At 65.5% G+C, this 19,063-nt stretch carries 21 protein-coding genes; 14 read left to right on the top strand and 7 right to left on the bottom strand.

Annotation, left to right across the window (positions count from 1 at the left end):
• The first annotated feature begins 19 nt into the window (after window positions 1–19).
• Window positions 20–466 (top strand): GNAT family acetyltransferase, encoded by a 447-nt coding sequence (locus tag QXZ85_RS02110; RefSeq protein WP_315706876.1) that lies wholly within the window; start codon window positions 20–22, stop codon window positions 464–466.
• 15 nt (window positions 467–481) lie between these two features.
• A complete protein-coding gene (locus QXZ85_RS02115) occupies window positions 482–1,063 on the top strand; it encodes an NUDIX domain-containing protein (protein WP_315767424.1) in 582 nt (193 codons plus the stop codon).
• Between the two features lie 101 nt (window positions 1,064–1,164).
• Here QXZ85_RS02115 and QXZ85_RS02120 read toward each other — a convergent pair whose 3' ends face one another.
• Window positions 1,165–1,935 (bottom strand): SOS response-associated peptidase, encoded by a 771-nt coding sequence (locus tag QXZ85_RS02120; RefSeq protein WP_315706874.1) that lies wholly within the window; start codon window positions 1,933–1,935, stop codon window positions 1,165–1,167.
• A 63-nt stretch (window positions 1,936–1,998) separates the two neighbouring features.
• Here QXZ85_RS02120 and QXZ85_RS02125 point away from each other — a divergent pair, with 63 nt between their 5' ends.
• The 4 genes from QXZ85_RS02125 to QXZ85_RS02140 all read left to right on the top strand — a co-directional run bounded on the left by QXZ85_RS02125 (window position 1,999) and on the right by QXZ85_RS02140 (window position 3,928).
• The gene (locus tag QXZ85_RS02125; RefSeq protein WP_315706873.1) at window positions 1,999–2,547 is read left to right on the top strand and encodes a hypothetical protein; all 549 of its coding nucleotides are present in this window, start codon (window positions 1,999–2,001) and stop codon (window positions 2,545–2,547) included.
• A 70-nt stretch (window positions 2,548–2,617) separates the two neighbouring features.
• Window positions 2,618–3,037 carry an NUDIX hydrolase gene (locus tag QXZ85_RS02130; protein WP_316173480.1) on the top strand — a complete coding sequence of 140 codons (420 nt, stop codon included), beginning with the start codon at window positions 2,618–2,620 and terminating at the stop codon, window positions 3,035–3,037.
• Window positions 3,038–3,098: 61 nt separating this feature from the next.
• A complete protein-coding gene (locus tag QXZ85_RS02135) occupies window positions 3,099–3,476 on the top strand; it encodes a TIGR02301 family protein (RefSeq protein WP_315706871.1) in 378 nt (125 codons plus the stop codon).
• 185 nt (window positions 3,477–3,661) lie between these two features.
• Window positions 3,662–3,928 (top strand): hypothetical protein, encoded by a 267-nt coding sequence (locus QXZ85_RS02140; protein ID WP_315706870.1) that lies wholly within the window; start codon window positions 3,662–3,664, stop codon window positions 3,926–3,928.
• Window positions 3,929–4,115: 187 nt separating this feature from the next.
• Here the strand turns inward: QXZ85_RS02140 and QXZ85_RS02145 are convergent, their stop codons facing one another.
• Window positions 4,116–5,450 (bottom strand): dihydroorotase, encoded by a 1,335-nt coding sequence (locus tag QXZ85_RS02145; RefSeq protein ID WP_315767423.1) that lies wholly within the window; start codon window positions 5,448–5,450, stop codon window positions 4,116–4,118.
• Window positions 5,451–5,650: 200 nt separating this feature from the next.
• Here QXZ85_RS02145 and QXZ85_RS02150 point away from each other — a divergent pair, with 200 nt between their 5' ends.
• The 7 genes from QXZ85_RS02150 to QXZ85_RS02180 all read left to right on the top strand — a co-directional run bounded on the left by QXZ85_RS02150 (window position 5,651) and on the right by QXZ85_RS02180 (window position 11,656).
• Window positions 5,651–6,532: a folate-binding protein gene (locus QXZ85_RS02150; protein WP_316173478.1), complete on the top strand. Its 882-nt coding sequence runs from the start codon at window positions 5,651–5,653 to the stop codon at window positions 6,530–6,532.
• Window positions 6,529–7,170 (top strand): DNA-3-methyladenine glycosylase I, encoded by a 642-nt coding sequence (locus tag QXZ85_RS02155; protein WP_315706867.1) that lies wholly within the window; start codon window positions 6,529–6,531, stop codon window positions 7,168–7,170. Before QXZ85_RS02150 ends, QXZ85_RS02155 begins: the two co-directional genes overlap by 4 nt.
• A complete protein-coding gene (locus QXZ85_RS02160) occupies window positions 7,167–7,781 on the top strand; it encodes an HD family hydrolase (RefSeq protein WP_316173476.1) in 615 nt (204 codons plus the stop codon). The genes QXZ85_RS02155 and QXZ85_RS02160 overlap by 4 nt, the downstream gene beginning before the upstream one ends.
• A 4-nt stretch (window positions 7,782–7,785) precedes the next feature.
• Window positions 7,786–8,025, top strand: coding sequence for a hypothetical protein (locus QXZ85_RS02165; protein WP_315706865.1), 240 nt, complete (start codon window positions 7,786–7,788; stop codon window positions 8,023–8,025).
• A complete protein-coding gene (locus QXZ85_RS02170; protein ID WP_315706864.1) occupies window positions 8,022–8,264 on the top strand; it encodes a hypothetical protein in 243 nt (80 codons plus the stop codon). The genes QXZ85_RS02165 and QXZ85_RS02170 overlap by 4 nt, the downstream gene beginning before the upstream one ends.
• A gap of 18 nt (window positions 8,265–8,282) precedes the next feature.
• A complete protein-coding gene (locus QXZ85_RS02175; protein WP_315741670.1) occupies window positions 8,283–8,789 on the top strand; it encodes a protein tyrosine phosphatase in 507 nt (168 codons plus the stop codon).
• A gap of 161 nt (window positions 8,790–8,950) precedes the next feature.
• The gene (locus QXZ85_RS02180; RefSeq protein WP_316173474.1) at window positions 8,951–11,656 is read left to right on the top strand and encodes a DUF2339 domain-containing protein; all 2,706 of its coding nucleotides are present in this window, start codon (window positions 8,951–8,953) and stop codon (window positions 11,654–11,656) included.
• 3 nt (window positions 11,657–11,659) lie between these two features.
• Here the strand turns inward: QXZ85_RS02180 and QXZ85_RS02185 are convergent, their stop codons facing one another.
• From QXZ85_RS02185 to QXZ85_RS02205, 5 genes are all read right to left on the bottom strand, one after another.
• Entirely contained in the window at window positions 11,660–13,348 is a 1,689-nt protein-coding gene (locus QXZ85_RS02185) for a methyl-accepting chemotaxis protein (protein WP_316173473.1), read from the bottom strand.
• A gap of 265 nt (window positions 13,349–13,613) precedes the next feature.
• A complete protein-coding gene (locus tag QXZ85_RS02190; protein ID WP_315706860.1) occupies window positions 13,614–13,847 on the bottom strand; it encodes a DUF6894 family protein in 234 nt (77 codons plus the stop codon).
• A gap of 201 nt (window positions 13,848–14,048) precedes the next feature.
• The gene (locus QXZ85_RS02195) at window positions 14,049–14,672 is read right to left on the bottom strand and encodes a hypothetical protein (protein ID WP_315706859.1); all 624 of its coding nucleotides are present in this window, start codon (window positions 14,670–14,672) and stop codon (window positions 14,049–14,051) included.
• Window positions 14,673–14,786: 114 nt separating this feature from the next.
• On the bottom strand, window positions 14,787–15,773 hold the full coding sequence (locus QXZ85_RS02200; RefSeq protein ID WP_315767472.1) for an MDR family oxidoreductase: 987 nt from the start codon (window positions 15,771–15,773) through the stop codon (window positions 14,787–14,789).
• A gap of 63 nt (window positions 15,774–15,836) precedes the next feature.
• The gene (locus tag QXZ85_RS02205; RefSeq protein WP_315706857.1) at window positions 15,837–17,084 is read right to left on the bottom strand and encodes an MFS transporter; all 1,248 of its coding nucleotides are present in this window, start codon (window positions 17,082–17,084) and stop codon (window positions 15,837–15,839) included.
• Window positions 17,085–17,445: 361 nt separating this feature from the next.
• Here QXZ85_RS02205 and QXZ85_RS02210 point away from each other — a divergent pair, with 361 nt between their 5' ends.
• Window positions 17,446–19,050, top strand: coding sequence for an L-aspartate oxidase (locus QXZ85_RS02210; protein ID WP_315741673.1), 1,605 nt, complete (start codon window positions 17,446–17,448; stop codon window positions 19,048–19,050).
• Window positions 19,051–19,063 lie beyond the last annotated feature (13 nt).

Consider the following 19,063-nt stretch of genomic DNA (forward strand, 5'->3'; position numbering starts at 1 on the left):
AGAGATCAAGAGTAGCGAAATGGATATCGTCCAAAGCCTTGCCATCGCTCCCATCGGCGACGATGACGTGCCGACCGTGATCGCCTTGTGGGAGCGCTGCGGGCTAACAAGGCCGTGGAACGATCCGGCCTCCGACATCGCGCTGGCGCGCAACGGCGACAACGCCACCATCCTGCTCGGCCGCGACGGCAACACGATTGTCGCCTCGGTCATGGTCGGCCATGACGGCCATCGCGGCTGGGTCTATTACGTCAGCGTCGATCCCGATCACCGCGGCCGCGACCACGGCCGTAGCATCATGAACGCGGCGGAGGACTGGCTGCGCCAGCGCGGCGTCGCCAAGCTGATGCTGATGGTGCGCTCGGACAACAGCAAGGTGCAGGCGTTCTACGAAAAGCTGGATTATTCTGAGCAGGATCGCGTCATCTATGCCAAATGGCTCGACGGTCGCGAGGCGACACCGTAACCTTCCGGAATCCCGATGAGCATTTCCGATCGCATCCGCGTCGAAGACGTCCGCGTGCTCTCGCAGAGCTACGGTAAGCTGACCAACACCAAGCTGGCGTGGCGACGCGACGACGGCAGCTGGCAGACCCAGCAGCGCGAGGTCTACGATCGCGGCAATGCGGCGGCGATCCTGCCTTATAATCTGCAAAAGCGCAGCGTCATCCTGGTCAAGCAGTTCCGCTATCCGGCCTTTGTCAACGGCCACGACGATCTCCTGATCGAGGCCGCCGCCGGACTGCTCGACGACGCCACGCCGGAAGAGCGCATCCGCCTGGAGACGGAAGAAGAGACCGGCTACCGCCTGCATGACGTCAAGTTCGTGTTCGAGGCCTTCATGAGCCCGGGCGCGGTGACCGAGAAGATCCATTTCTTCGTCGCCGAATATGAGCCGCAAATGCGCGTCAGCGCCGGGGGCGGCCTCGCGCATGAAGGCGAGGAGATCGAAGTTTTACAACTATTGATTGAAGATGCCCTGGCAATGATCTCCGATGGGCGCATCGTCGATGCCAAGACCATCATGCTGCTGCAACATGCGGCGCTGAAGATTTTCGTCTAGAGCGGATCGCGCGATTCGATCGGGCATCCCGGCCAACACTGGCGCGCAACGATTGACGCCAGTGATCATGGGCCTGCGCTTTCGCCGGGCGAGGAGCGAATTCAAAACAAACTGCCCTGCCCGTCGTCCTGAGGCGGCGCTGGCGCCTTTCGCGCAACCGCCTTCTTCGGGGCTTTTTTCGGCGCCTCCTGCGCCGCGCGCTCTTCGTCCGTGATCGGCAGGATCAATTGCGCGTCGTCATTGGCGACGGAGTTGACGCGTGTCGAGACCTCGTACCAGCTGAACACGCCGTCCTCCGGCGGCCCGAGCAGCTGCATCGCCTCGTCGACATCATGAGCATTGCAGTCCAGCCATAATGTAAAATCGGCCGGACTGATGGTGACGGGTACGCGATGGTGCAAACCGGCGAGTTCGGCGCTTGCAGCTGCAGTGACGATCGCCACCGTGTCGACCTCCTCGCCATTGGGCCCGGCCCAGGTCTCGGCGAGAGCCGCAAACCCCATCGGCGCACCGTCGCGACGATGGATGAAGAACGGCCGCTTGCGGCCATCCGCGCTCTGCCATTCATAATAGCCGTCGGCGGGAACCAAGCACCGCCGCCGCTTCAGCGCGTTCTTGAACGCGGGCTTCTCGCGCACGGTCTCGCCGCGTGCGTTGATCAGCAACGTGAAATTACGGGGATCCTTGACCCAGGCCGGAACCAAGCCCCAGCGCATCAAGCGAAAATGTCGCGCGCCGTTATCGAGGATGATAACGGGAATGGGTTGCGTCGGTGCGATGTTGTGGCGCGGCGGGAAGTTCGGCAGCTCCTCGTAACCGAACATCTGCCGCAATGCTGCGGGTGGTGAAGTAATGACGAAACGTCCGCACATAATCCCACTCAAATTATTTGACCGTTCAGGACCTTTTAACTCCAAACGCCAACACTGCAGCGGATGAGCACAGCGGCCCTACCACCCGTGCAGACCGATCGCACGAACGAGCAAGTGACGGGCACCGTTGATCGTGCCGCAATGCTGCGCGCCGCCAACATCAACCCACGCACCGGGCTCGCAACCGACTACCTCAATCATTTCAACGAAGCGGTGATGCTGCTGGAAATGATCCCGGACATGCCGGAATGCGCCGAAGATTTTCTGGCATGGAAGCCGCTCAGTTATGCAGAGCATTTCACCGCGACCAATTTCAAGGCCCGCGATCTCGTCATCGAGGCCTATGAAACGGCCGATCCTTCGATTCGCGAACGATTCGATCACATCACCAAAACCATGACCGACATCCTGCTCGCTGTCGGAACGGCGATGCGCGACGCCAAGCAGGATGCGACCCGCGCCAGGCTGGCCACCCAGGCCACAGGCTGGGTCAAACCCTTGATCGCAGAGGCCGGCGGCTTGATCAATGGCGACCTCGAACCGGATCCTGTTCCCGACGAGGGCGAGATCGACGAGGTCGATGCCGTCGACGCCATCATGGCGAGCTTCTGATCGAAGCGGATTTGGACCGCTGCAAGCCTGACGTAAGATGACGGTACCGTCACTCCGGAGCCTCGCCGCGATGTCCCCGACCGCCACGCCGAACCATCCCCAGCTCGCGGTCAGTGCCGCCATCTTTCGCGCGGACAAGCTGCTGCTGGTCCGGCGCGCCCGCGCCCCTGCCAAGGGCGTCTACACCCTGCCCGGCGGCCGCGTCGAGTTCGGCGAGCCGCTCCATGCGGCCTTGTGCCGCGAGGTCGAGGAGGAAACCGCTCTGTCGATCGACATCGTCGCCCTCGCCGGCTGGCGCGAGGTGCTGCCCGAGACCGCCGGCGGCGGCCATTTCGTGATCCTGCCCTTTGCGGCGCGCTGGCGCGCCGGCGAGGTCCGGCTCAACGCCGAGCTGGATGATTTCCAATGGCTGGCACCGGATGCGCTCGGCGGCCTGGCCCTGACCGCGGGCCTGCCCGAGATCGTCGCGGCGTCTCAACGGCTACTGTAAGGTCAGCGCGACCTGTTCCGCCTTGCCTCCGCACCTTGCGAAGGCCTATCACGGACCCCTGATGTCGAAACGTCTCCTGGCCGTCCTTCTCGTCATTGCGGCGTGCGCCGCGGCGCCTGCGCGCGCACAGCAGGCAGCTGCGCCGTTCGACGGCGACCTGCAGCGGCTCGCCGAAATCCTCGGCGCCCTGCATTACCTCCGCGGCATCTGCGGCGCCAATGAGGGCGCCAAATGGCGCAACCAGATGCAGGCGCTGATCGATGCCGAAACGCCCTCAGGCGACCGCCGCACCCGCATGATCGCGGGCTTCAACCGCGGCTATAACGGCTTCCAGCAGACCTATCGCACCTGCACGCCGGCAGCGATGGTGGCGATCCGCCGCTATATCGACGAGGGCGCGAAGATCTCGCGCGACCTCACGGCGCGCTACGCCAACTGATCCGGTCGAACACTCTGTTCGCCGCGCCCGTGGCAGCGCATCGTGGTCAGACCATCCACGCGATTATGCGATCCCGTTAACCTTTCCTAAAGAACTGCCTAGGCGAGCGCCCTGGCCGTGGTAAACAGCTCGGGTCCGGCGCGCCCGCCCGGAGAATCGCGCCAACAGTCCGACCGACAGTCTTCATGAGCCATTCCGTACCCTTCAGCACCGTCCACGCCGTCCTGCCCGATCACGAGCAGAAGCAGGCCGCGCTCAGCTATCTCAACGAGGCCTGGGCGGAAGCGCGCCATGATGGCGTCGACGGCGATTGCCTGGCCCAGGCGAGCCTGTTCGCCGCCTTGGCCGAGCTGGTCGGCACCTATGGGGAGGACGCCGTCGCGACCTTCGTGGAAGCGCTGTCGACCCGGGTGCGCCACGGCGAGTTCTCGCTGTCGCGCGCGACGCAGTAGCCGCAGCACTCCGCTATCGTCGTCCGGCATGACCGGACACGCCGGTATTCCAGAGACGCCAGTCTTGTAGGGTGGGCAAAGCGAAGCGTGCCCACCACCTTCCGGCACGGCAGGTGCACGGCGCTTTCCGTCACCGCGAACGCGAAAACATCGTCGCGCGCGCCTTTGCCCACTGCACGATTCTTGATCAGGGCTTCAGCGTCTCCAGGAACCGCACCGGCTCGCCGGTCGCAGGCGTCAACAGCTCGCCCTGCCACATCACCCGCCTGCCGCGGACGACGGTGCCGACCGGCCAGCCGGTCACGCGCAGGCCGTCGTAAGGGGTCCAGCCGGCGCGCGAAGCGACCCATTTGTTGGTGATGGTCTCGCTGCGCTTCAAATCGACGATGGTGAGATCGGCGTCGTAGCCCGCGGCGATCCGGCCCTTGCAGGCGATGTCGTAGAGCCGCGCGGGGCCGGCGCTGGTGAGATCGACGAAACGCTGCAGCGAGAGCCGCCCGGCATTGACGTGGTCGAGCATGATCGGCACCAGCGTCTGCACGCCGGTCATGCCGGACGGCGAGGCGGGATAGGTCTTCGCCTTCTCCTCCAGCGTATGCGGCGCGTGGTCGGAGCCCAGAATGTCCACGATGCCCTGCTCGACGCCCCACCAGATCGCGTCGCGATGATCGGCCGAACGGACCGGTGGGTTCATTTGAGCGTGGGTGCCGAGCCGCTCGTAACATTCGGGCGCGGCGAGCGTCAGATGATGCGGCGTCGCCTCCACCGAAGCGACATCCTTATGGTCGCGCAAAAACGCGATCTCCTGCTTGGTCGAGACGTGCAGCACATGGATGCGCTTTCCCGTCTCGTGCGCGAGGGTGACCAGCCGCTGCGTCGCCAGCAGCGCCGCCTCTTCGTCGCGCCACACCGGATGTGAACGCGGATCGTCCTCGACGCGCAGGCTCTTGCGATCGTTCAGGCGGTATTCGTCCTCGGCGTGGAAGGCCGCGCGGCGGCGGATCACCTGGAAGATGCGGCGCAGGCTGTCGTCGTCCTCGACCAGCAGCGAGCCGGTGGACGAGCCGACGAACACCTTCACCCCGGCGCAGCCTTCGGCGCGCTCCAGCACCGGAAGCTGCTCGACATTCTCGCGGGTGCCGCCGATGAAGAAGGCGAAATCGCAATGCATGCGATGCCGGCCGGCGCTCACCTTCTCCGTGAAGGCCCGCTCGGTCACCGTCAGCGGATTGGTGTTCGGCATCTCAAACACTGCGGTGACGCCGCCCATCACGGCGCTGCGCGAGCCCGTCTCGAGATCTTCCTTATGCGTGAGCCCAGGCTCACGGAAATGCACCTGGGTGTCGATGACGCCGGGCAGGATATGCAGACCCTTGCAGTCGATCACCTCGGCAGCCGAGGCCCCGCCGAGCGCGCCGATCTCGGCGATCCGGCCGCCGGTGATACCGACGTCGCGCACGCCCTCGCCGTCCTGATTGACGACGGTGCCGGATTTCAGAATGAGGTCGAAGCGCTGGCTCATGATCCCTCGTAGGATTTCATTCTCCACACGGCTTGGCGCAGCAAGCGATCATGCTACACGCCTGCCCATTTGCTAGTCTGCTGCAGGCAGTTCAACTTCATCTTGAGAATGAAGCCACCCTGCGACACCGTTTCCGCCTTGTGGTTTGTGCCAGGGCGGCTTACGTTTCGGTGCGGCGTGTCGCAAGAGGTTTTTGCAGAATGAAAGCGACCTTTCTCCCCGACCGGGGCGTGGTCCAGGTCAGCGGCGCCGACGCACGCAAGTTCCTGAACGGCCTTGTCACCACCGATGTCACCAAGCTCCATCCTGGCGAGGCGCGGTTCGGCGCCCTGCTGACGCCGCAGGGCAAGATCATCGTCGATTTCCTGATCGCCGAGATGCCCTCCGAGGCTGGCGAGCGCTTCCTGCTCGACTGCCCGCGGGCACTGGCCCAGGCGCTGACCGACAAGCTCAACTTGTACAAGCTGCGCGCCAAGATCAGCATCGAAAACCTGTCCGATCGGCTCGGCGTCGTCGCGGCCTGGGGCGGCACGCCCGCAGCTCGGCCGGAGTTGAGCTTTGCCGACCCGCGACGGCCCGAACTCGGCTGGCGCGCGATCGCGCCGCAGGACGAGCTGCCGCACGTGGCCGCCGAGCTAGGCGCCGAGATCGCCGATGTCGGCGCCTATGATGCCCAACGGATCGCTCACAGCGTCCCTCAGGGCGGCCTCGACTTCGCCTATGGCGATGCCTTCCCGCATGAGACCAACATGGACCGCCTGAACGGCGTCGATATCGGCAAGGGCTGCTATGTCGGCCAGGAGGTCGTCAGCCGCATGCATCATCGCGGCACCACGCGCACCCGCGCGGCTCAGGTGACGCTAGAGGGACCCGCGCCGGAACCGGGCACGCCAGTGGTCGCGGGCGACAAGACGGTCGGCACGATGGGCTCGGCGGCGGCGCAGGCGGGTATCGCGCTGCTGCGCATCGACCGCACGACCGAGGCGATCGAGACCGGCACGCCGCTGACCGCGGGCGGTCTCGCCCTGCGGGTGGTCGATCTCGAGGCGCTACAGGGCGCACCGAAGCAAACCGTGGCATGAGCAGATCTGCGCGCCTTCATCCTGATGGTCTGAGGCGATGTCCTTGGCCGGGCGACGATCCGTTTTACGTCGCCTATCACGACTCCGAATGGGGCGTGCCGGAATATGACGATCGCGCGCTCTATGAAAAGCTGATCCTGGACGGCTTCCAGGCCGGGCTGTCCTGGATCACGATCCTGCGCAAGCGCGACAATTTCCGTCGCGCCTTCGACGATTTCCAACCGGAGAAGATCGCCCGCTACACCGACAAGAAGATCCACGCGCTGATGAACGATGCCGGCATCGTCCGCAACCGCGCCAAGGTCGAGGGCACGATTCTGAGCGCCAAGGCTTGGCTCAAGATCCAGGAGCAAGGCGAGGGCTTCTCGAAATTCCTGTGGGACTTCGTCGACGGCCGGCCCAAGGTGAACGAGTTCAAGACCACCGCGAGCGTGCCGGCCTCGACCCCGCTCTCGATCAAGATCTCCAAGGAACTATCGACCCGCGGCTTCAAATTCGTCGGGCCCACGATCGTCTACGCGTTCATGCAGGCGACCGGCATGGTCAACGATCATCTCGTCACCTGCTTCTGCCACGAGACCTGCAGCGGCAAACGCCGCACCCCGCGCCTCAAAGCCCCGCGCCCCAAAGCCCTATGAGCGTCAAGAAGGCTTCACCCGGCCAGACCCGCGTCTGGCAGCGCATGCTGTCGGGCCGCAGGCTCGATCTGATCGACCCCTCCCCGCTCGACATCGAGATCGCCGACATCGCCCATGGGCTCGCGCGCGTGGCGCGCTGGAACGGCCAGACGCGCGGGGCGCACATCTTCTCGGTGGCGCAACACACGCTGCTGGTGGAGGCCGTGATGCGCACGCGCAATCCGAACATCGACGACCGGCTGCGGCTCGCCGCCCTCCTGCATGACGCACCGGAATATGTCATCGGCGACATGATCTCGCCGTTCAAGGCGGTGCTGGGAGCGGACTACAAGACGGTCGAGAAACGCTTGCTGGGCGCGATCCACATCCGCTTCGGCCTGCCGGCGGAGCTCGCGCCTGACATCGAGAGGCAGATCAAGGCCGCCGACCGCGGCGCCGCCTATCTCGAGGCCACGGAGCTTGCGGGCTTCTCCGAGAGCGAGGCCAAGCGGCTGTTCGGCCGCGATCCCGGCCTGCCCGAAGCGACACGCGTCGACTACCTGACGCCGTGGAGCGCCTCGAAGGCCGAGAAACGCTTCCTGACGCGCTTCAATGCCGTTCTAGGGACCTGATGCGATGCCGCTGACGCCGGACGAACGCCGCAATGAGCGGCTGAAGCTGCTTGCGAACTGGGCCAATACCTTGGCGACCGCGATCATCTCCGTCGGAGTCTTCGTCCCGATCGGCCAGGAGATCTATGGGTTCCTGCCCCAGAGCACCGACCCCACCCTGGTCTACGTTTCGGCCCCGGTTTGCTTTGCGGCGGGTTTGCTCCTACATTTAGGTGCACAGTGGCTTCTGGGAGGCCTCCGATGACGGTCGGTCAGATCTATGCTTTGAGCATGCCGTTGGCAGTCGCGGCCATGGTGTGGATCCTTGCCCTGTTCATCCGCCGCCCCTGGGCCGAGAAGCCCGTCGAGGCCCCGTCCCAGCCCACGCCGGCCCGGCGCGAACGTCTCTTCGATCGTCTTGAGCGGCTGAATGCCGAGATCGAGGGCAACGCCTCCCTCGCCCGCCAGCAGCTGCGCCAGCTCAAGCGACATCGACAACCCTGAACGCGACATCTTTTCGGGATGATCCACGTCTGCTCTCTCGCCGCCTTGCCCGATACGGTCCGTCGCACCCGCGCCAGCCACGTGCTGACGGTCATGGCCAATGTCGACCAGGTGCTGACGCCCGAGGCCATCCTGCCGCACAATCACCTCAAGGTGTCGGTGGACGACATCACCGAGGAGATCGAGGGCTTCGTCGCGCCCTGCGAGCACCACGTGGCGCAGGTTCTCGACTTCGTCCGCGGCTGGGACCGCAAGGCGCCGCTGGTGGTGCATTGCTATGCCGGCATCAGCCGCTCGACCGCCAGCGCCTTCGCGGCCGCCTGCGCGCTCAATCCGCACCGCGATGAGTTCGCGATCGCAAGGGCCATCCGCGCGGCTTCGCCCATCGCCGCACCGAACCGCCTGATCGTCAGCCTTGCCGACGCGGCGCTGGGGCGGGATGGACGCATGATCCGCGCCATCGACGCGATCGGCCCGGGCGCGATGTCGACCGAAGGCCGGCCGTTCCGGATCGAGCTCGACTGAGCAGATCGCTGCGGGCGGTTTGAACTTTTGCCCGCGGGATCGAGACTTACGGGAACCTGCCATCTGCTCCATTGGCCGCGGTCCAGCCAGCTGGGGAATGACGCGGTGCGGTTGACCTTTGCGGCAACCGCCGGACCCCGGCACCGAGTTCGAGACGCAGCATGTTCGACTGGCCGCTAGACTGGATTGCGCTCCTGATCGCGATCGGCGCGCTGGTCTTTGCCCGCAAGGCAGCAGGAGAAGCCGCACGCTTGCGCGCACGGCTGGATCGCCTGGAGGCAGGAGCGGGAGCCGAAGCCACGACATTGGTGGCGGTGCCGCCGCCGCTCACGCCCGCGCAGGAGCCAGAGGCCTCGCTGGAAGCGGAAGAGTCCGCCGCGCTCCCGCCCGACCAGCCCGAGATCGCCAGCACGAGCGCCGCTGCTGGCCCAGGGGAGACCAGCGACGAAGCGCGGCACCTGCCCCCGCCGCTTCCCTCAGCCGCGCCACAGCCGGCTGCCCAGGGCTTCGAGGAACGGATCGGCACGCGCTGGGTGGTGTGGATCGGCGGGCTTGCGCTCGCGCTCGGCGGCTTCTTCCTGGTGCGCTATTCGATCGAGGCCGGCCTGGTCGGCCCTGCCGTGCGCGTAACCCTGGGCGGGCTGTTCGCGCTGGCGCTGCTCGGTTCCGGCGAATGGGCGCGGCGCAAGGAGAGCCTGTCGCAGATCGCGCCGCTACCCATCGCCAACATCCCGGCGATCCTGACCGCGGCGGGGACGGCGGTGGCATTCGCCACGGTCTATGCGGCCTACGCGCTCTACGATTTTCTCGCTCCCGCAACCGCCTTCATGCTGCTCGGGATCGTTGCGCTGGGCACCTTGGCAACGGCCCTGCTGCACGGGCCGGCGCTCGCCGGACTCGGCATTGCCGGCGCCTTCGTCACCCCCGTGCTGGTCTCGTCGGACGAGCCGAACTACTGGGCCCTCTACATCTATCTGGCGGTCGTCACCGCTGCCGCCTTCGCGCTGGCGCGCATCCGGCTGTGGCGCTGGCTCGCGATCACCACGATCGTGCTCGCCTTCCTGTGGACCTTGCCCTGCCTGGATTGCGGGCTGTCGATGGTGGCACCGCACGTCTTCCACGTCGTCGTGGGCTTCGCATTGGCAGCCCTGATCGTCGTCTGTGGCTTCATGTTCGGCCCCGACGCCGCCGGCGACGAGTTCGAGCCGATCTCCTCGGCATCCCTGGCGATCTATTTGTTGGGCGCGATGCTGATCGTGCTAGCCAGCCTGCATGACGGCGTGGCGCTGATCGCCTTCGCGGCGCTGGTCGCGGGCACCCTGACGGTCGCCTGGCGGGCGCCTGCCGCAAGCGGTGCCATCGGCGCGGCGGCGGCGATGGTCTTCATCGTGTTTGCGGAATGGGCGGTGCGCGACAATCCCGACATGCTGGTGTTGCCGGGCGGCGCCCTGCCCGGCATGGGATCGAGCCCGACCGGCGAATCCGTCGCCTTGCATCTCACGATTGCGGCCATCTTTGCCGCCGGTTTCGGCGCAACCGGCTTCCTCGCGCAGGGCCGAAGCCGTCATGCCATCGTACCCATCATCTGGTCGGGCGCCGGCGTCTTCACGCCCGTGGCGCTCCTCGTTGCGCTTTACGCGCGCATCGCCCATCTCGACCGCTCGATCCCGTTCGCGATCCTTGCGGTGCTGCTGGCCGCAGCCTTTGCTGCCGCAACCGAAGCCCTGTCGCGCCGCGAGCCCAGGCCAGGGCTGAACGTCTCGGTCGCGCTGTTTGCGACCGGCGCACTCGGCGCGCTGGCGCTCGCACTGACCTTCGCCCTGGAGAAGGGCTGGTTGACGATCGCGCTCGCCTTGATGTCGCTGGGCACCGCCTGGATCGCCACGCAGCGGCCGATCCCGTTCCTGCGCACCCTCTCCGCTGTCTTCGCCGGCCTCGTGCTGCTGCGGATCGGCTATGAGCCGCGGATCGTCGGTGACGATGTCGGCAGCACGCCGATCTTCAACTGGCTGTTGTGGGGCTATGGCCTGCCGGCGGCGTCATTCTGGGCGGCGAGCTCCCTGATGCGGCCGCGCGGCGACGATGCGCCGCTGCGTGCGGTCGAGGCAGCCGCGATCCTGTTCACGGTGCTGCTCGCCTTCCTGGAGATCCGACACGCCGTCAATGGCGGCGACATGCTGGCGGTGCCCTCGCTCGCGGAAGCCGGCCTCGACGTCTGCGTCGCGCTCGCGCTCGCCATCGGCCTCGAACGGCTGCGCCTGCGCAGCGGGAGCGTCATCCATGATGCGGGCGCGGTGCTGTTGACCGTCTTCGCCGTGCTCGGCAGTGTGTTCGGGCTGTTGCTGCTGGAAAACCCGATGATCTCGGATGTCGAGATCAAAGGCCGCATCCTCAATCTGCTGCTGCTCGCCTATGCGTTTCCGGCAATCCTGATGCTGCTGTTGTCCTACGCCGTCGCAGGCCGACGCCCAGTCGTCTACGCCAACAGCCTGGCCGCCGGCGCGCTGATCCTTGCGTTGAGTTACGTCAGTCTGGAAATCCGCAGGCTCTATCACGGCCCCGACCTGGCCGAGGGCGCGACCAGCGGAGCCGAGCAATACACCTATTCGATCGCATGGCTCGGCTTCGGCGTGGTTCTGCTCGGGGTCGGCATCCTGATTCAGTCGCAGCGCGCGCGGCTCGCCTCGGCCGTGGTGATCGCGCTGACGATCGCCAAGGCCTTCCTGATCGACATGTCCACGCTGACGGGCGTCTACCGCGCGCTGTCGTTCATCTGCCTCGGCCTCGTCCTCGTCGCGATCGGCTGGCTGTATCAGAAGATCCTGTTTCGCAAGCGGCTGCCGGAAGCAGCCGCGCCGAGCCAATAAATCTCACGCCGCGCGGACGGACTGCAGGAACTGCGCCACCTCGCGCTTGAGGCGGTCGCTGTCCTGCGCGAGCGACTTCGCCGCGCCCAGCACCTGCGAGGAGGCGCTGCCGGTCTCCGTCGCGCCGCGCTGCACGTCGACAACATTCGACGACACCAGCTCCGTGCCCTGCGCCGCCTGCTGAACGTTGCGCGAGATCTCCTGCGTTGCGGCCCCCTGCTCTTCGACGGCGGCGGCGATCGCGGACGAGATCTCCGAGAGCTTCTCGATCGTGCCTGAGATCGCCTTGATGGCGCCGACCGATTCCTGTGTCGCCGCCTGGATGCCAGAGACCTGCTGGCCGATCTCGTCGGTCGCCCTGGCGGTCTGCTCGGCAAGGGCCTTCACTTCGGTGGCAACCACCGCAAAGCCCTTGCCGGCTTCGCCGGCCCGCGCCGCCTCGATCGTCGCATTCAGCGCCAGCAGGTTGGTTTGCCCTGCGATCGTGTTGATCAGTTCGACCACATCGCCGATGCGAGCGGCGGCCTTGGTCAACTCGCCGACCCGGTCGTTGGTCATCCGCGCCTGCTCGACAGCCTCGAGGGCCATGCGCGCGGAGTCCTGCACCTGACGGCTGATCTCGGTGATCGACGAGGAGAGCTCTTCGGTGGCCGATGCGACGGACTGAACGTTGGTGGAGGCTTCCTCCGAGGCCGCAGCGACCATCGTCGAGATCTGCTGCGAGCGGTTTGCGGTCGACGACAGCGAGGCTGCGGAGTGCTCGAGCTCGGTCGAGGCCGATGACACCGTGTTGACGATGTCGCCGATCGTGGCCTCGAACTGGCGCGTGATGTTGTCGACCCGGCGGCCACGCTCGATCTTGGCTTCGGAATCATGCGCAGCAGCCTCGTCCGCGGCTTTCTTCGCGATCAGCGCCTCCTTGAAGACCTGCAACGTGTCGGCCATCGCGCCGATTTCGGTCGTTTCGCCACGATGCGGAACCTCGGCGCTCAAGTCGCCAGCCCCCAGCGCCTGCATCGGCGTGATGATCGAGGCGATGCCCTGCGACACGCTGCGCACCAGCGAGATTCCGACCGCGATGCCGGCAATCATGGCGGCGCCGATGATCATCAGCACCAGCCAGAAAGCTCTGGCATAGCCCTCGGCAGCCGCCTGCGTCGCCTGTTCCGCCCCCTTGTCGTTGAGCTGGATATCTTGCACGAAGTAATTGTCGGCCGCACGCGCGATCACGGCGACCTGCTTGTCCAGAAGCTCGGTCGCCTCATGCGGGATTCTGCCAACGCTCTTGTGCGACTCGTCCATGACCTGCCGTACACCGACGACATACTTGTCCCAGGCCTGCGACCAATTGTCGTAGATCGCTCGCTCTTCCGGCGACGTGATCAAAGGCTCGTATTTCTTGCGATCGTTTGCGATCGCCTCGAAGATGCCCGCGAGCCGCTTGTCAGCTGCCTGCTTGGCTTCTTCCGTTTCCGACATCACCTGGGCGCGGAGCGCAATGCGCAACAGGTTAATATCGGCGCGCAGCTGGCCGATGGTGCGTACGCTCGGCAGCCAGTTCTCCGCGATGTCGACGGTGTGCGCATTGATCGCGCGCATGCTGTACACGGCAAGAAGGCCGAGGCCCGACGTCGTTGCGAGCATGAAGACGATGACGGCAATGATCTTGGCACGAATGGACAGAGTGGCCATGTGATGTCCCCACCAGGGAGTGCAATCAGCCTGCGAGCTGCGACAACGGCGCATGCGCGTAGGCGGCGCGAACTGCACTCGAATGCGAAATGATCCGATCGGAAATTCCGATCGCCACATTGATGCAGTTCCGCAAAGGGTTCCTTAACCGGAAACTCCGCTCTACTACGGACAACACTCCGATACTGATGAGATCGCCGGTATCGGGGGGAGTGGTCATGGCTGACGCGGCACAGCGGGACTAAATCAGACTCCGGATCATGCTCTATCCGATGGACTCCGCGACCAAGCGAATTCGAAACACCGGCTGCTTGGCTTCGTCGAGCAATTCCATCCGCCACTCCGCATCTTCCCGAAGGGTACGCGAGATGCCGCCGATCAGGTCGGCGCAGACCGCCGTCAACTCGTTCCACGCCGACTCGCGATTGGCGAATTCGTAAGGCTGATCAGCCGCGCCCGCAAAACGACCGTGACTGATGCGGAAGAAATAAAGCGACATCAACGCCCCTTTTCACATGGCCCCCTCGACCCAAACTAACCGAGAGTTGCTATCGGGACATGAATCTAGGGGGCCGTGGGACTACGGCGCAATCATTCAAACCGCTTTGCGAGCAGGAGATTTGTTGCGAAACATTGCTGCCCGCAGCCATCGGCTGAGGCGCGCATTGCAGATGTCGGGAGTTGCCGCGAGACGAAGCTATTACTCTGTCGACCGGCGCAGTTCCGGAGCGCCCTCCGACTTGCTGTCGGACGGTGCCGCGCTGTTGGCCCTGACCGGCTCCGGCTTCATCGCCTCGGACCTGATCGGCTCGATCTTGCTGCTTTCGACGCGCGGCGTCTCGACCCGTGCGGTCACCTGCGAGCTATCGGCCGCGCCGACAGTACGCGTGCTACGCGCATGCGGGCGCGCCACCGCGCGCGCCATCAACATGGTGGCGCCGCCTTGGTGCTGAAAGTCGCAGTAAGCAAAGCCGAGTCCGGACACGGAGCCGCGGAAACTGCGATCGTCTTTTTTGTCGAGGTTGAAGCAGGGCTCGAACGGCAGGCCCTTGAGCGAGGCGCAGACGTTCTGGCCGCGGATCTGCAACGTGTTGCCGGGCAGGCGGATATGGCGGACCGGGCCGGAGCCGGCAAACTGCACCGCACCCGCAGCCCCCATGTCGTCTAGGATACGGCCCGCGCCGCGCGTGCCATCGACACAGGTGAAGGCGAACACCTTGCCGGCCACAAATTTGCGGGCCTCATCGGCGGTCATCGATCCCCCGATTGCGGGCGCGATCATGGCACCGGCGGTAACGGTCCCCAGGATAAGACGCGCAAGCATGCTGAAACTCCGACCCTAACCATGCAGCGAGCAGGCGATAATACTTTTACCCGATGCTTACCATACCAACCGTGGCAACATTGGAGCAGCTTGGTTGGCAAAGTCTGAACGTCCTCAGGATATTTTTACCACTAGACGGCCCCGAATTTGGCCCGCCAGAATCTGTGCGCCCGCTTCGATGACTTGGTCGAAGCCGATTTCGTGAGTGATTTCAGTGAGTTTTCCCCGGTCCAGATCGCTGGCCAACCGCTTCCAGGCAGCCTGTCTGGCGAGCTGAGGGCACATCACCGAATCGATGCCAACAAGGGAGACCCCGCGCAGGATGAAGGGCGCCACCGAGGTCGGGAGGTCCATGCCGGCCGCCAGCCCGCACGCCGCGATCACCCCACCATACTTCGTCATCGAAAGCAGGTTGGCCAGCGTGTTCGAGCCGACGCTGTCGATGCCGCCCGCCCAGCGCTCCTTGCCTAGCGGCTTGGCCGGGGCGGACAGCTCGTTGCGGTCGATTACCTCGGCGGCCCCGAGGCTCTTGAGATAATCCGCTTCCGCCGATCGGCCGGTCGAGGCGATGACATGATAGCCGAGCTTGGCCAGGACGGCGATCGCGACCGAGCCGACCCCACCGGCCGCTCCGGTGACCACCACCGGGCCACGATCCGGAGTCAAATCGTGCTTTTCCAACGCGATCACGGCCAGCATGGCCGTGAAACCCGCGGTCCCGATCGCCATGGCCTCGCGCGCCGAAAGGCCGTCAGGAAGCGCCACCAGCCAATCGCCTTTGACGCGGGCCTTTTCTGCATAGGCGCCGAGATGGGTCTCACCCATGCCCCAGCCGGTGCAGATCACCCGATCTCCGGGCTTCCATTGCGGATGCGACGACTGCTCGACTGTGCCGGCAAAATCGATGCCGGCGATCATCGGAAAACGCCGGACCACCGGAGCCTTGCCGGTCAGCGCCAGTCCATCCTTATAGTTCAGGGTCGACCATTCGACCCGAACCGTGACGTCGCCGTCCATCAGTTCGGCTTCGTCGAACTGGGTCAAGGCAGCCGTCGTGCCTTTATCCGCTTTGTCGATCCTGATCGCCTTGAACATCGCCACGGTCCGCGCTCCCGATCCCTGTAAGATTTGCGGTATCTTTAGCGGATCGGACAGCCGGCGCAATCAGGTCGCCGGCACCGGCCGGGCGACCGGTTTTTCCACGATCGGCAGGTTGATCAGGGCGGAGAGCACGCCGAACAGGATCGAGAGCCACCAGATCGGGGTGTAGGAGCCGAAACGTTCGAACACGATGCCGCCGAGCCAGACGCCGAGGAAGCCGCCCACCTGGTGGCTGACGAAGGCAAAGCCATACAGCGTTGCCAACCAGCGGGTGCCGAACATGATCGCGACCAGCGTCGAGGTCGGCGGCACCGTCGACAGCCAGGCGAGCCCGGAGACGGCGCCGAAGGCGATCGCCGTGAATGCGGTGACCGGAAACGAGATGAAGGCCAGCGTCGCAAGCGCGCGGGTGAAATAGATGAAGGACAGAATGTAGCGCTTGGGCAGCCGGTTCTGCAGCCAGCCGACGCTGAGCGAACCGATGATGTTGAACAGGCCGATCGCTGCGATCACCCAGCCGCCGACCTGCGCCGACAGCCCGCGATCGACCAGAAACGCCGGCAGATGCACCGTGATGAAGGCGAGCTGGAAACCGCAGGTAAAAAAGCCGAGCACCAGGAGCACGTAGGAACGGTGTCCGAAGGCTTCCATCAGCGCCGTCGTGAAAGATTGCTGCTCGGCGTCCGTCGGCTTCGGCTCCGCCGCCGGCGGCGTCGAGATCGCAAGCGATAGCGGCACGATCAGGAGCATCAGCGCGGCAAACACCATCAGCGCGGTCTGCCAGCCGAACTGGCCGATCATCGCGACACCGAACGGCGCGAACAGGAATTGCCCGAGCGACCCCGCCGCCGTGCCGGCCCCGAGCGCGAGGCTGCGACGTTCCGGCGGAAGCAGCTTGCTGAAGGCCGAAAGCACCAGGTTGAACGAGCAGCCCGACAAACCGAAGCCGACCAGCACGCCGGCGCCGATGTCCAGCGACAGCGGCGTCGCCGCATAGCGCATCAGCACCAGCCCGCCGGCATAGAGCAGCGCGCCGACGCACATCACGCGCAGCACGCCGAACCGGTCCGCGATAGCGCCGGCAAGCGGCTGGCCGAGCCCCCACAGCAGGTTCTGCACGGCGATTGCCAGGCCAAACACGTCCCTGCCCCAGGAGAAATCGCGGCTCATCGGCTGCACGAAGAAGCCGAAGCTGGAGCGGGGACCGAAGCTCAACAGTGCGATGGCGCAGCCACAGACGATGATGACCAGCGGCGTGCGCCAATTGGAGGCGGTTGAGGGCGAACCCAGCTCTGTTGCCTGGACCGACATGATGCGTTTCCTCTGCTGCTGGTCGCAAGTCACGGCCGCGACGCCGCCGAGTTAATGCATTTGCATGGAAAGCCTGGCAAGGGCCAATTAATATTTTCGATGCCGCACCGTGAGGTCAGTCCGGTCGGATCGGAGCGGTTTGGCGCGCTTGATGCACCATAATACCTCAAAACTGTCCGCCTACGCGAACCTCCGAGGCGATCCTCGCCGGTAGCGCGAGCGACCTTCAGGAAAGCCGCGTTTTGTCGCCAAACACGCTTAAACAGCGACGCTTGTTTCTGAAGAAAGCGTAACCCGCGCTGCCTAATCATGGCGAGCCTGGCGCAAGCTGCGCAGGTGGCGATAGGCGAAGCGGTTTCCCATGGATGGTCGGGCTCATCATCGGATCGAGAGCAATGGTGACGTCGTCATCGTTGGCGCGGGCATAGCCGGCCTGCTCTGCGCGCTGAAGCTGGCGCCGCGGCCGGTGACCCTGGTTTCAGCCCAGCGCTTTGCCGAGCAAGCCTCCTCTTTGTGGGTGACAGGCGGCCCCGTGGCCCCCGGCAGAGTCGACAGTCCGGAGGCCTTCACGGCCGATGTGATCGCTGCCGGCGGCGGCCTGGCCGACACAGAGACGACGCTCGGGTTTGCGCGCGAAGCGGAGCTGCGGATCGACGAGTTGCGCCATTTCGGCATCAGCTTCGATCGCAACCGCGATGACCGACAGGGGCACGTCCGCGTGGCCTCCGCGCCGGTCCGGCGCCTTGTCCCGATCGATGGCGACAGGACCGGACACACGATGCTGACCACGCTGATGCAGGCGGTCCGCAACACGCCGTCGATCCGCGTCGTTGACGGCTATGCGGCAGAAGCGCTGGTGATGGATGGCGATGCCGTCGCCGGCTTGCAGTTGCGCAGATGCGATGACGCCGCAGCCCCGCCCGCTATCCTGGCCGCGCGCAAGGTCGTGCTGGCGACCGGCGGCATCGGCCGTCTCTACGCGGCGACGACGAACGCGCCGCTCGCCAATGGCGCAGGCCTTGCGATCGCCGCGCGCGCGGGCGCCGTGATTGCCGATCCGGAGTTCGTGCAGTTTCATCCCACGGCGATGATGGTCGGCCGCGATCCGGTGCCTGCGATCACGGAGGCCTTGCGCGGCGCGGGCGCCATCCTGGTCAACCGCCGCGGACAGCGGTTCATGCTACCGCGCCATCCGCTCGCCGACCTCGCGCCGCGCGACATCGTCGCGCGTGGCGTTCTGGCCGAAATCGCCGCCGGCCGCGGCGCCTTTCTCGACGCGCGGGAGGTGCTCGACGACGATGTCGGGAGCGCCTATCCGATGCTTGATGCGAGCTGCCGTGCAGCGGGCATCGACCCGACCCGCCAACCGATTCCGGTGTCTCCGGCGGCACATTTCCATATCGGCGGCATCGCGGTCGATGCACGCGGTCGCAGCTCGCTCGACGGCCTGTGGGCAGCCGGCGAAGTCGCCGCGACCGGCATTCACGGCGCCAACTGTCTTGCCGGTCACGCGCTGCTCGAAACCGTAGTGCTGACCTCGCGGGTTGCCGAAGACATTGGAGGCCAGATGACGGCGCCCCCACCTGCTCTCGGCAACGTCGCAATCACGGAGTCGAACGGACCATTGCCGCCCTTTGCAGAGAAGGCGCTCCGCGAGACCATGACCGCGCAGGTCGGAGTCGTCCGCGACGAGGAGCGACTTGCGGAAGCCGTGCTGACGACCGCCAAGCTCGAACAAGAAACGCCAAACCTGGCACTGCGCAACATGGCAACGGCGGCGCTCCTGATTGCCGCGAGCGCGTGGAGCCGACGCGAGAGCCGCGGCGCGCATTATCGCGCCGACCATCCGGCCGACAACCCGGCTGCGGCCCAGCGCACGATGACCACCCTCGCAGCGGCGCGACAGGTGGCGGCGGAGATTGCCGCCAATCCGCCGACCCGCAACCCGCGAACGCTGAGCGCGTAGCAGTCGATCGATA

The sequence above is a fragment of the Bradyrhizobium sp. SZCCHNGR1005 genome, assembly GCF_032489995.1.
Lineage (GTDB): Bacteria > Pseudomonadota > Alphaproteobacteria > Rhizobiales > Xanthobacteraceae > Bradyrhizobium.